Here is a 12,214-nt window from a genome sequence, read left to right on the forward strand (position 1 = left end):
CCTTAATCTACCTCATAATTCTTAATTTCATTTAGAAAATGAGACATAAAATATTCTTCTAAGTTAATATTCTCTCTCCTAATCTCTTTCATAGAGACCTGTTCTACAATTTCTCCATTTTTGATAAAACCAATTTTATCTGCTATCTGTGAAATTTCCGATAATATATGACTCGATATTAGTATTGTAATTCCATGCTCCTTAGAAAGCGACAACAAAAGATTTCGAATTTCTTGAATTCCTATTGGATCTAGACCATTGATTGGCTCATCTAAAATCAACAATTTAGGTTTTGTTAGAAAAGCACGAGCTAAACCAAGCCTTTGCCTCATTCCTAAAGAAAAATCTTTTACTTTTTTAGTCGTATTCTTTAATCCGACCATTCTTAAAGATCTTATTATATCTGATTCAGTAATATTTTTCCCCATATACTGTGCGTGAATTTCCAAAATTTCTTTTGCAGTGCAATTATCATAAAAAATTGGTGATTCAATAATACTTCCAATCTGACTTAGGATTTCTTCTCTGTTTTCTTGTAGATTTTTCCCAAAAATTTCAATACTACCTGATGTAATTGTTGATAAGGATAACATACATTTCATTAACGTTGTTTTTCCAGCACCATTCGGTCCTAAAAAACCATAGATTTCTCCTTCAGCAATTTGAAGGTTAATACCACTTAAAATTTCTTCTTTATCAATTGTTTTAAAAACTTCTTTTATTTCAACAATATTTCTCATTTCTATCTCTCTTTCTATATCCAGCTTTAAATGCAAGAATTTTTCTCCCGGAGCATAAATACTAACTTATACAGTCTCTTTTTTTATAGAAATCATCAAGGAATTATCACTTTCCTTCAAAAAAACTCAGGTATGCTACTTGATACTAATATCTTGTCTTGAAATATTAAAAATTGAAAATGAAGTAATCATTAAACTTATGAAACTTGTAAATATCAAAAAGAATAAAATATCAGCAATATTATTAGATAAACTTCCTGGACTTACATTTGAAAGTAATGCTGCTAAACCAAGTCCTGAAAGCATTGTTATAGCTGTTGAATGCTTAATCATACCTAAAACAAATGGTAGTAACCCTATTAGTACTGTTGCAAACGTTATTCCAGCTAAGTTAATTAATTGACTAGCTACAGGGATATAACTAGATTCAGTTACAACAGCCATGAATCTAATGAATAATTGAATCACTAAATGTGCAGAAAAATGGGCAATAAATGCTATTAGAATGACTGAAAGAATTTTCCCCCATAGTAACTTTATTTTAGAAATAGGGTAAGAAAACAACTGAAAAATTGTTCTTCGTTTAAATTCATCAATAATAATCGTAGACAATAAATAAGATTCGAAAATCAAAAATGCTGCTTTTGTAAATAAAGATGAAAACAATGAAGCTACAATTGCCCAACCTTCCCATTTACCAGTAACTCTAATAACATTAGAATCCTGTCCAGTGAATTCTCCTAGTTTATTGTCAGTACCTAATCCCATAATAATAATTGCTGTAATACCTAACACTATAAATATAGTACACAACCAGGCTAAAAATAATTTAGATTTAGAAACTTTATTTAATTCAATTTTAATAAGCGACAACATAGATTCTTTCCTCCAAAGCGTAAATAAAGAATAAACTATTCAGACTAATCTCGACAAATATTTAAAAATAAGCTTATTCTTCAGACAATGCCACTATACATACTATCGGTATGTATACACTAAAAACAAACATACCTACGGTATGTAAAATAGATTTTTAATAACACACTTAAAGTATGTTATTTTTTAATTATAAATTATGTAAGATAATTCATTCAATTGATAATACATAAATAGAAATGAGTATTAACAAAAATGTCATGCGATGACTTATTTACTATTTTTTTAAGTGATCGAATAAGTTGAAAATCACCTCCATCATTTCATCAGAAATTAACTGTACCCCTAGACCTTCAAAAGTAAGTTTAATGAAATTCATTTTTCGCTTTAATTCTACTAATGAAAAAACAGAAATTTGAAAACCGATCCAAATATTTAGAGTTAAAACAATTAAATCTGCTAGCTCTTCTGGATATTCTGTTTTAATAGACCCATCTTCAACTCCTTCGTAAACTTTTTCTGTAATTTCGGGTAAAAAATCAGAAAATAGACCTAGATACTGCTCCCCTAACAAACGTGGACTTCTTAGCATGATTGAGGCAGAGTATACGAGCCTTTGGTGTTCAAAATTAGAGAAAGAGTCCATCAAAGAATTTTGTATCTTTTCTAATCCAGTATTTCCTCTCCAATTATAATTTAAAATTTCTTGATTATTTTCGCTAATGATCGTTTGCAGTATATCATATTTGGACTCAAAATGATGATAAATGACACCTTTCGTTAATCCACCTAAGCCATCTATGATATCTTGTATTGACGTATTATCAAATCCTTTTTCTAAAAATAAGTTTTTAGAGACCTCTAGTATTTTTTTTCTAGTTTCATGTGAGTTTCTATTCCTTGCCATTTAAGTCCCTTTCTATCATACCGACGGTATGTACTTCCATTGTAGTGAAAGAAACTAATAATGTCAAGTTCTTTATTGGAAAATGCAAAAAAAGCCTTATAATCAAGGCTTTTCTTAACCCCTTTCGTTACAAGGTTTCTAGGCTTTTACCAGCAAAGCTACACACTCAACATGTCGTGATAGCAAACTTCTATATTATAGAACGAAAGTGACTGAGTTGTTGTTTAAAATTATACTATAGAATGAAAATATTTTATAGTTACCATTTTCTCAACTTTATAGTTAATAACTATCATTTAATAAATTTACTTGCTAACTTGTAAACTTGTTGAGTCTCTTTACTCCTAACGTCCCAACTACCAAGTTCTTTTTTAATCAACTCTGGAAATTTTTTGCTAATATCCCTCAAAGAATTACCAACTGATTTTCTAACATATTCACTGGAATCATCTTTTAATGCTGCAATTCGTTTAATAGCTTCATCTGGATTATCCTTGAAATATGGTCTACTCGTCCATATTCTCAAACCTTCTGTAACAGCTCTTCTAACGTTTGGATTAGTGTTTTGTAACCATTCGTCAATAACCGGAAGTGATTTTTCATAACCTGTTTGCTTACAAAATTCATCAAATGCTTTTGCTAATACTTCTTGAACTCTCTAATTGTCATCCTTTGAAACCTCATCCCTCATGAAGATCAAAATTTCTTCATACGATGACAAATATCCAAAGAGAAATACACTGTACATTCTAACTTGATATACATTGGATTTGAAGGCTAAAAATGCTAATTCTTTGGTATACGCATTATCGTTTGATTGATAGTCAGCAAGAGCTCTTTTCTCTTCTTCTTTAAATCCATTTTCAATTACAGAAAATTCTTTTTCTAAATTTAAAATATATTCTTTCATGCTACTTGCCCCTGTCACTGAATTTTAATTATTTTTCTATTTTCGATTCAATCCTTTTTAAATAATTTTTTATCTCATGAACTAATCTTTTCTTTGAAAATAAATCCATTCTACCACCTGAAAGCATTCCACCAAAGAAAACAGGAATTTTCCTATCTCCGAAAACTGTAAATGTCTTTATAGCACCATCACACAACCATTGAGAAACTTGTGAATTATTTATGTATACAAATTTTATACTTTTATCAGCTTCTATAAGAGACTCAATGTGAAGTTCCAACATTTTTTTGCAGTATTCAGGGTAAGATTTTGATTTTATTAGTGGAAGTTTTTTAGAACTTGTTTGATGATAGTAGAACATATCTCCAATATAGATTGTTACTTTACTATTTTGGTGATTTAAATACTCTTCATGTATCATATCTAAAAAATCTTTGTCCTCAGAATGTTCTATTTCTTTACTCAAAATATCCCATGATTTATTACACCAATGCCATTTAGCTTTATTATCAAAAATATCATTCATTAAATCATAAATAGGTTTATAGTATTTATTATAAACATAATTACTTTTAATGCTGTTTTTCAAACTATACAGATATGTCCTGTTATTTTTCTCATTGTTTGCATCGTCATCATTTCCTGCAGGATTTAGACCAATAACCAAAACACAATCTTTTTCAGATGTTGAGTTATCAAATTCAAAGCCTCTAACTCCAAGTCTTGGATCATCTTCATCTAAATCTAAACCAACTTTTGTTTTATCTATAAACTCATTATTTTCTAGACTAGTTGTCATAATTAAAACTCCTTTATTTACAATTGTCTTTATAAAACATAAGAAAAATAAAGTTACCAGTAGTACCTTTTCTCACTTAGATATTGTTCTTTTTGTTCTCTAGAATTTTCATGATTTCTGATTCCTAATAATTCGTCTGTTGAAGAAACTATTGGGTCGATCCAGTCAGCTTTGGATCTAATCCAATCAATTTCCTCTTTACTAAGTTTCCCTACTATCTCCAGTTTATCAGCCATCAGTCTTAAATCATTTGCTGTTTGAAAATCTTCTAGCATATTCAGAAGAGACATTGTCCGCTTCTTCTCTTCTTCGATTCTATTTTGTAATTTTCTTTTTCGCTCCTGCTCCTCTTCGTATTGTCTTGCTCTCTCTTCACGTTCAAGTCGTAAGTTCTTAACTTTATAATACTCTTGGTAAATTAAAACGATTATTTCTGGGATTGATTGTTCAAGTGTGAATTCTTTAGTATCTTTAATGTATTTACCATCTATTATCTTAAATCGAAATTTTCCATTTGGAATATAGTCATACCTCTTTATTCTTGGTTTAAAAGCATATCTATTAAACTTAACGCTATCATTGTACTCTGCTAGTTCTTTAGCTTCTTCTTTTGTTAATTCATGACTTACTTTGTCTGTTGATTCTATAACTTCAAAACGAACAATATCCTTTTCAATTTGAATATCCCAATTTGAAGTTACATTATCACCGATTTTTTCAATAACAGTAACTAGTGAATCTAAAAAGCGATATAAACGTGGAAGAGAATTTAGTGAAATACTTTTTACAAATTTAGGTTCTTTCAAATTATTATATCTGTGTCTAGAATCAAAGTAAGGATAGGAAGCAGCTTTTTCCCTCTTATTCCACTCTGCGATTTTATCTCTTAGATTAGCTACAGATTTATGTAATCTCTTATTTGAAGACTGGTTTAGGTTTGAAACGGCTTCGATAATAAGCTCTATTTTATCGTCCTCTAAAAATGATAATGAACTTCTTATACTAGTTGTATCAAGCTTAAAAATATCTTTATTTTTATCTTCCGAACTCTCTTCTTTATGTTTACTAGGTTTTATTCTATTGTTCTTTAGACTTTTTCTATCAATATGTACTTCATTTACGTCATTTTGTGGTAATGAAATAATAAGTTCACTTAAATCTTGTCCAGTATTCTTACGATACCAATAACTACCATTTGGAATTGGAATTTCAAATTCTTTGCATTTCTTGAGTAAGTCTGAATAGCTTAAATCATATTTCAATGCAACTTGTTTTGCACTTATCTCCCAGATTTCTTCATAGAGTTCTTCTCTAGAAAAGGTCTTTATCATCTTCATTTGAAACACCTTTATCCTTATATTTTACATCACCGTTTTTATATTTACCAAGCGAAAATGCAAATTCAAAGACTTCTAATTCTTCACTTCTGCATTTTCGCTTAATATAAAAAGTAAATCTTGTTTTAAACCGTTAAATTCCTCTATAATTTTATCTAAACTAGTTTCAATATTCTCAACACGAATCTCTGATAGTTTTCCGTGGTTGTAAGATATCATTCTTTCAGCGATAATATGATATGACCAACTCTCAGTGAAACGTCTGTCTCTTTCTTCGTTATGAATAGCAAAACCAATTGGAAGAAGATTATTTCTAAGACCTATAGCAACTGCCTGTGAACTTATACCTAAATAATCACCAGCAATTTTTAATGTGATTTTATTTAATTTTCTAATATCTTCGTCGGTATATTTCGGCATGTTAGTACTCCTTTGTTATAATACAAAATGCAATATCATCTATGTAAAAATAGATTAATACGATGCTATCTAGTCACTTTCCCTAATAATAAAATTAATATGTAGCATACCATACTCTAAAAGCTAATTATCTAAAAGCTATTCATTGAAAAATGATTCTCAATCAAAAACAATCTCTTCAAATTCATAGTTACGATGTTTTCTATGAATTCCATAAATCTTTTTCGGTAAATTACCTTTTACTATTGTTCTTTACTTTTTCTGTAAGGTTAAACACACCATTTAAAAGTAAATCCATTTATCAATTCCAGATATAGTCGTAAATAGTTATTTACTATCTAGGTCAAAACCAATCTGCCAAAATCCCATATCAAGTATTTTCATTTGAGGATATAGCATATCAGCAACAATAAAATTCTTTTGAACTGAATCTAACTGTTCTATGTTTTTTTCATAAAAATCTACTAGTTGTAAAATAGATTTAATGTTATAGGTTCCACTTGCAATCTTTCGTGATCTTATCCCAGAAACAAAATATCTATCATATGCCGGAACACAACCGAGTGTGCCCATCAGTATCTTTGTGATTAGTGTTTCTGATAAGTTGTTTTTTAGTGCTGAACCTCTCACTTCACGCCTGATTTCATCATAATAATTAGCAATAAATTCATTTATTTCCTTTAGCAATTTTTGGTTAGTTTCATTTTTAAAATCTTTACATTCTATTCCTGCTAGAGTATCATATTTGTTGCTTAAAATCTCACTCACAACAGGGATGTGTACTCTATAATCCTTTTGTAATAGAAATGAAGAACCTCGATACATCCCCCAACTTGCCAAATAAAATGCAAGTTGTAAACTCAGGTAATCAAGATTCACATCATTCTCTTTTCGAGCTATCATAAAATGTGAATAGCAATGTTCCCATGAACGATATCTGTCATGTTCATCAGCTTTTAAATCGTTATAAAATTCAGTTGATGATTTAATAATCATATCTATTGTTTCCATACTTCCTGCTTTCCTAATCAATTTTCAAATATATAGCGTTTTCATTATTGTTTTAACCTATTATATCATTATTCAAAACAAATAACTGCAACTTACTTGTTGCAGTTACACACAGATTTACTTCTGTTTCTTTTAAAAACTTATATTTTCATTTTCAGGCATGGTAAAAACATCGTTTTTTTCAAAATAAGGTTTTACCATTTCTTTCCATCTAGCCTTGTTAAATTTGATTGATTTTAAAGGAGATAGGCCATAATTTCCCAATGCATAATCAGCTGTCGCTTTCTTAACTTCCGAGACCTGCTTATCAGAGTCAGTCTGTTCTTTGGAAAGAGCGATGCTTGTTTCCACTGCTGTTTTTGTAGCCAGATTGACTTCCTTATCTGTGACAACTTGAACGCCTTCAGCCTTAGCTACTTGTTCTACTTTATCTAATTCCTCGTCTAGAACGGTAAAGGGCAATTCGCCACTTGCCTGACCACTTAATTTGGCTTAGTTTATGTGTTCAGCACTATCAGCTGGCTTTGCTTGGATAAGATTGGTGGCAGGATTTTCAGTTCTCACAACCTCATCTGCATGAACAAGTTGTCCACCTAGACCAACAACTGCGATCATCAGTGTTCCAATCGCCACTGAACAAAATCAAGAGACTTGAATATAAAAAACGGGAGAACTGACGCATCAGTCCTCCCAGACATAAACAAGTATGCCACATTCCAATATACCTATGTTACTACAATTATTTTAACTATCTAAAAAATCTTTCAAAATTTCAAAAACTTCATTCCGATTCAATAAAATATCATCATTTTGAGGAATAGTTGATATCACAGACTCAAGTTCTATCACAAAACGGTTCATATCTGCTTTCACCGTGTCACTAGAGGTTATATTTGATAGCTTTTCACTCCCTACTAATAAAGCTGTTAATCGAGTAATGTCGTTCAAATGTTTTTTAATGGCTTTACTTAAACCTTGAGTACCTGTGGCAGAGCGTTCTCTCGTATCCAACCAAGCTTTAGCCTTGAAAATAATTAAACCACGATTACTTAAAACCGAGTATCCCTGAATGGATTCTTTTTCATGCACCAATATATTATAATAATCCTTATCCAATAATAAGGCCGACAAACTAGCATCTTCATCAAAATGTAAGGGTGTTTCTCTCCCCTCCTTCTTTAATGGGTATTCTGGTAAAATGCTAAATAGTTCAATCATAGAAGGAAACTCAGGTTTATTTGTTGTAAATCGAAATAGCTGTGCTTTTTCATCCTTCTGACTTCCTTGATATTCTCCCAATTCTAAAAAGTGATTCAAGGTATCATAAAATTCCTTATTTTTTAATTCATCTATGATGACCATATCATAATCTTTTGTTGTCCGACTTTTAAATCCTTGCGAGTCCAATACAATAGATGTTGCAGTCCCTCCAATCAAAACATAATAGTCTTGAAAATTCTCAAACATTTCTTGAAAAATAGCTTTCGTATTAGCTGACATCATCTTCTCCTAGATACTGTAATATATTATTTTTTAGTGCTTCAATCTCTTCCTCCACACGTGGATCATCATCATCTTTTAAGGTCAAATAAAGAGAAATAGGATCTACAAACTGTCTATCTTTATTTTCTTTAAAATCGTTCCAAAATTCAGATACAAAAGGGCGATATCGCCATATTTCTAATACCTTGCCTTCTAAAACATGCTGAGATAATGGCAAGGATAATTTATTGAATTGTCTCTGTGATATGACATAGCTACTATTTTCATACGATTCAGCTAAAAAAGTCAAATAAGATAAAGCATAAGTACCACCGTATAGAAGCCTAGAAGCAGATTTTATATTCTCTAGATCTACATTGGGCAATAAGAGCCGTTTTTTGATGGGATTAAATAAATAGGACTCTGATTTTAAGAATAATTCTTTCTTTGATGCTGTATAAGTGTAAAGTTTATTTGGCTTATTTAACCAATCTAAAGTTTTAAAAGTCCTCAAACATCTATAAATCGTTGAGTTTGGAAGCCCAGTTACCTGTGAAAGCATATCAACATCTACTTCTTTTTGACCTTTTGTCAATAAAAAGGCAATCCAAGTTAATTGTTCACTAGGTGTTAATTCTTTAGATGCTACAACATCATCATTAGCATTCAATACTAATCCCAATGGAGGAAAAAAGAGATTTCCCTTGAAGTCTACAAAAGGAACTCTAGCTTGAAGGAGTTGTTTTTTTTCAATGTCAGATAGCTTTGAAAATACCAAAATAACGTCCATGCTAGCCTTTTCACCCATATTACGAGCTTGAGTAACAAATGAGTCTAAACTTCCTCTTCTCTTTTCTTTAATCAATAAAAATGACTCCTTATGAAACTTCATTTGAGCATATTGAAATCTTTTTTCAAAACTAATTGGTAAAGTTAAAGCTATTTTTTCAACACTTACATTAATATAAAACGATTGAAAAATAGAAATTATCTTTTGAACATTCATTGTTTTTCCTTTTTATCATTTTGTACGTATTTTATCATTTTAAATGATAAAATGCAAGTTTTTTGATAACAAAAAGTGACTTACAAAAGATAAAAAAAGCGAGAACACTTATCAAAATGTTCTCGCTGGATTCATTTATTACTGACGTATCTATTTTTTGTCTACGCAGTCGACATTCAAACAGACGTTCACATCAATGTTTTTTTTTGCACCTTTTTTATGTCAAAATCACTCTTTTCAATAAAGACAAAATGCTTGAAAAAGTGCTTAAAATCAAGAATTTTCACCCTTTTAGTCGTTGTAGCAACACTACACACTCCACGTGGTGCGTCTGCGGAAAAAGATCCACTGGCTGGACTTTCTTCAATTCGTATCCTAGCTCTTGGTAGAGTTTGATATCACGCGCCATAGTAGCCACATTGCATGAGATATAGGCGATACGGTCAGCTCCTGTTTGAGCGCTTGCTTTGATAAAGCTTTCAGTCAAGCCCTTGCGTGGTGGGTCGACTAGGATGGCAGTTGGTTGGATACCCTCCTTGAGCCAATTCTTCATGGCATTTTCAGCAGTATCACAGACATAGTGAGCATTGGTGATACTGTTTAAGGCAGCATTCTTCTGGCTATTCTCTACTGCTTCTGAGATAACCTCTACGCCATAAACTTCCTTGACATGTTTAGCGACAGATAGTCCAATGGTCCCAATTCCTGAGTAGGCATCAATGACCACATCCTCTGCTCTTAACTCCGCAAAGTCAATGGCTGTTTGATAAAGCTTCTCTGCCATTTCAGTATTAACTTGATAAAAGGCTGGTCCAGAGATTTGGAAATCATTGCCCAACATTTGGTCGGTAATGTAGTCTTGACCATAAAGTGTATGCCATTCTTTCCCAAAAATTGCATTAGTATTCTGGTCATTGATATTCTGCATAACAGACACAATTTCTGGAAATTGCTTGATCAGTTGTTCAATTACCTGTTCAACTCGGAAAACTTTAGGACGAGTTGTCACCAAAATAACCATGATTTGTCCTGAATGGTGTCCACGACGTACAACAAGGTTACGAATCAAGCCTGACTGTTCCTTCTCATCATAAGGCTTCAAATCATATCGACGAAGCAAATCACGAAGAGCCAAGACCACTTGGTCAATAACTGGATCCTGAATGTAAAAATCTTCCAATGGCATAAGGTCATGAGAATTTTTACGGAAAAAACCAGTTTCTAAAACACCATTAACGCGACGAACAGGAACCTGAGCCTTGTTACGATACTTGATAGGATTTTCCATACCAAGAGTATCAGCAACCTCTACATCTGAAATTCCAGCAATCTTATAAAGACTGTCTTTCACTTGCTTGGTTTTAAACTTGAGTTGCTCTGGATAAGCTAGATGACCTAGGTCGGCGATTCCAGAACGCAAGTAAGCCAAATCTAAGTCTTGGTTGCGATGTGGTGATTGCGTAAGGTATTCCTCGACTTTACCAAAACCAATCTTCTTGTTGACTTTAAGGACACGCATAAGGATCTTCTCAGTCGGTAGAGCATTCTCAACAAAAAATACCAAGCCATCTACCTTGGCAACACCTGCTCCTTCATGTGTCAAATCGACAATCTCTACTTCTACAATATCATTTTTCTTTAACATATTTTTCACTTTCTATCAGCCTACAAAAAAAGACGGCAACTGTTCTGTTACCATCTATTATACCATGAATTAGCCTAAGCACCAAAACTCTTGAAAAAGTTTACAATGGCTTGCCAAATAGCACTGAGGATATTGCCACCGTCTTGAATAGCTTTATTAGCATCAAAGTTAAGGTCGATATTGCTAAAACTATCTCCTGCTTGCGCTACGATACTTTGTTTCAAATCCTTTAGAGTCTTTGTAAAATCTTCGTTATTCAAAATATCGCTCTTAGAAAGATTGAAGGCAAAGTTGATGATGACATTGATCTGGTTTCCTGTTATAACCTGATCCAGCTTATAATTTTTCAATGTATCTTCAACGATCTTACGAACATCATCCTCAGTAAGCTCACCCTTGGACTCTTTAGCTTTAGCGATAGCAGATTTGATATCGGCAAGGGCTACATTGAGTTTATTGGCATCATAGCCTGATTTATCCTTGTTTTCATCGTTGATGTCTGACAAGGCTTTTAGTTCTTCCTGAGCTAGGTCTTTATTTTCTTGAGGAAGTTGAACACCATTAGCTTCTAGTGAATAGTAAATACCTGCTAGGGCACTTTCCCCAGTAACTGGAATTGGAGCTGCAACTGTGATACGTGCGTGCTCGACACCCAAGGTAACGGCCGCATTACGGTACATGTCTTGGGTCACTTTAGTGATATTTTCAGGGGTTTCAATCTTCACTTCAAGTGGAGATTTTTCACCTAATTTTTGAATTTTGGCAGACGAATAGAGCTGGAGACTAGAGTCATTGGCGACATTCATAATCTTTGAGTAGACATCTGGCGTCATAGTCTTGAGTTCTTTGGTATCTGTAGAGGCGTTATAGCCGAGTTTTTTTAATGTTTGATTTTTTTGATCTTCAGTAAGAGAAGAACCCAAGACGTACTCAGGTTGAACATAAGTTTCATCAATTACTTTTTGAACATCAGTGGCTGCTTGAGCGCTTTGCAAAGTTGCAACTGCTAAAAGAACTGCAGCACTAGTCAGAAAGAATTTCTTTCGCATGAGACGTTCCTCCTTTTCCTATCTAGGATAGT

At 32.3% G+C, this 12,214-nt stretch carries 12 protein-coding genes and 4 pseudogenes; all 16 read right to left on the reverse strand.

Features of this window, described 5'->3' with window-relative positions; translation table 11 throughout:
- Positions 1-2: 2 nt before the first annotated feature.
- Positions 3-740, reverse strand: a complete 738-nt coding sequence (locus ACESOD_RS01065) for an ABC transporter ATP-binding protein (RefSeq protein ID WP_301559569.1) — start codon at positions 738-740, stop codon at positions 3-5.
- Between the two features lie 135 nt (positions 741-875).
- Positions 876-1,616 carry a hypothetical protein gene (locus tag ACESOD_RS01070; protein WP_373093487.1) on the reverse strand — a complete coding sequence of 247 codons (741 nt, stop codon included), beginning with the start codon at positions 1,614-1,616 and terminating at the stop codon, positions 876-878.
- Positions 1,617-1,893: 277 nt separating this feature from the next.
- Complete coding sequence (locus ACESOD_RS01075; RefSeq protein ID WP_373093489.1) at positions 1,894-2,523, reverse strand: TetR/AcrR family transcriptional regulator; 630 nt, start codon at positions 2,521-2,523, stop codon at positions 1,894-1,896.
- A 292-nt stretch (positions 2,524-2,815) separates the two neighbouring features.
- A pseudogene (locus ACESOD_RS01080) lies at positions 2,816-3,433 on the reverse strand (DNA alkylation repair protein).
- Positions 3,434-3,461: 28 nt separating this feature from the next.
- The gene (locus ACESOD_RS01085; protein WP_373093491.1) at positions 3,462-4,232 is read right to left on the reverse strand and encodes a hypothetical protein; all 771 of its coding nucleotides are present in this window, start codon (positions 4,230-4,232) and stop codon (positions 3,462-3,464) included.
- A 53-nt stretch (positions 4,233-4,285) separates the two neighbouring features.
- Positions 4,286-5,569, reverse strand: coding sequence for a cellulose synthase (locus tag ACESOD_RS01090; RefSeq protein WP_373093493.1), 1,284 nt, complete (start codon positions 5,567-5,569; stop codon positions 4,286-4,288).
- A gap of 75 nt (positions 5,570-5,644) precedes the next feature.
- Entirely contained in the window at positions 5,645-5,989 is a 345-nt protein-coding gene (locus tag ACESOD_RS01095; protein ID WP_001127479.1) for a hypothetical protein, read from the reverse strand.
- Positions 5,990-6,316: 327 nt separating this feature from the next.
- The gene (locus ACESOD_RS01100; RefSeq protein WP_373093495.1) at positions 6,317-7,000 is read right to left on the reverse strand and encodes a hypothetical protein; all 684 of its coding nucleotides are present in this window, start codon (positions 6,998-7,000) and stop codon (positions 6,317-6,319) included.
- 132 nt (positions 7,001-7,132) lie between these two features.
- Positions 7,133-7,270, reverse strand: a pseudogene (locus tag ACESOD_RS01105) (ATP-grasp domain-containing protein); the annotation flags it as partial.
- Between the two features lie 6 nt (positions 7,271-7,276).
- A pseudogene (locus ACESOD_RS01110) lies at positions 7,277-7,465 on the reverse strand (hypothetical protein); the annotation flags it as partial.
- Between the two features lie 27 nt (positions 7,466-7,492).
- On the reverse strand, positions 7,493-7,633 hold the full coding sequence (locus ACESOD_RS01115) for a hypothetical protein (protein WP_373093497.1): 141 nt from the start codon (positions 7,631-7,633) through the stop codon (positions 7,493-7,495).
- Between the two features lie 111 nt (positions 7,634-7,744).
- Positions 7,745-8,011, reverse strand: coding sequence for a hypothetical protein (locus ACESOD_RS01120; protein WP_373094061.1), 267 nt, complete (start codon positions 8,009-8,011; stop codon positions 7,745-7,747).
- 24 nt (positions 8,012-8,035) lie between these two features.
- A pseudogene (locus tag ACESOD_RS01125) lies at positions 8,036-8,500 on the reverse strand (hypothetical protein); the annotation flags it as partial.
- The gene (locus tag ACESOD_RS01130) at positions 8,490-9,488 is read right to left on the reverse strand and encodes a hypothetical protein (protein WP_373093499.1); all 999 of its coding nucleotides are present in this window, start codon (positions 9,486-9,488) and stop codon (positions 8,490-8,492) included. The pseudogene ACESOD_RS01125 and the gene ACESOD_RS01130, both read right to left, overlap by 11 nt.
- 283 nt (positions 9,489-9,771) lie before the next feature.
- Complete coding sequence (rlmD, locus tag ACESOD_RS01135) at positions 9,772-11,133, reverse strand: 23S rRNA (uracil(1939)-C(5))-methyltransferase RlmD (protein ID WP_373093501.1); 1,362 nt, start codon at positions 11,131-11,133, stop codon at positions 9,772-9,774.
- A gap of 74 nt (positions 11,134-11,207) precedes the next feature.
- The gene (locus ACESOD_RS01140) at positions 11,208-12,182 is read right to left on the reverse strand and encodes a DUF1002 domain-containing protein (RefSeq protein ID WP_001227374.1); all 975 of its coding nucleotides are present in this window, start codon (positions 12,180-12,182) and stop codon (positions 11,208-11,210) included.
- Positions 12,183-12,214 lie beyond the last annotated feature (32 nt).

The sequence above is a fragment of the Streptococcus oralis genome (genome assembly GCF_964238205.1).
GTDB lineage: Bacteria > Bacillota > Bacilli > Lactobacillales > Streptococcaceae > Streptococcus > Streptococcus oralis_CZ.

Excerpts from the sequence above, each read along its gene's own strand:
- ACESOD_RS01070 (WP_373093487.1), bottom strand. The coding sequence starts at position 1,616 with ATGTTGTCGCTTATTAAAATTGAATTAAATAAAGTTTCTAAATCTAAA.
- rlmD (WP_373093501.1), bottom strand. The coding sequence starts at position 11,133 with ATGTTAAAGAAAAATGATATTGTAGAAGTAGAGATTGTCGATTTGACA.
- ACESOD_RS01085 (WP_373093491.1), bottom strand. The coding sequence starts at position 4,232 with ATGACAACTAGTCTAGAAAATAATGAGTTTATAGATAAAACAAAAGTT.
- ACESOD_RS01095 (WP_001127479.1), bottom strand. The coding sequence starts at position 5,989 with ATGCCGAAATATACCGACGAAGATATTAGAAAATTAAATAAAATCACA.
- ACESOD_RS01100 (WP_373093495.1), bottom strand. The coding sequence starts at position 7,000 with ATGGAAACAATAGATATGATTATTAAATCATCAACTGAATTTTATAAC.
- ACESOD_RS01140 (WP_001227374.1), bottom strand. The coding sequence starts at position 12,182 with ATGCGAAAGAAATTCTTTCTGACTAGTGCTGCAGTTCTTTTAGCAGTT.
- ACESOD_RS01090 (WP_373093493.1), bottom strand. The coding sequence starts at position 5,569 with ATGAAGATGATAAAGACCTTTTCTAGAGAAGAACTCTATGAAGAAATC.
- ACESOD_RS01075 (WP_373093489.1), bottom strand. The coding sequence starts at position 2,523 with ATGGCAAGGAATAGAAACTCACATGAAACTAGAAAAAAAATACTAGAG.
- ACESOD_RS01130 (WP_373093499.1), bottom strand. The coding sequence starts at position 9,488 with ATGAATGTTCAAAAGATAATTTCTATTTTTCAATCGTTTTATATTAAT.
- ACESOD_RS01065 (WP_301559569.1), bottom strand. The coding sequence starts at position 740 with ATGAGAAATATTGTTGAAATAAAAGAAGTTTTTAAAACAATTGATAAA.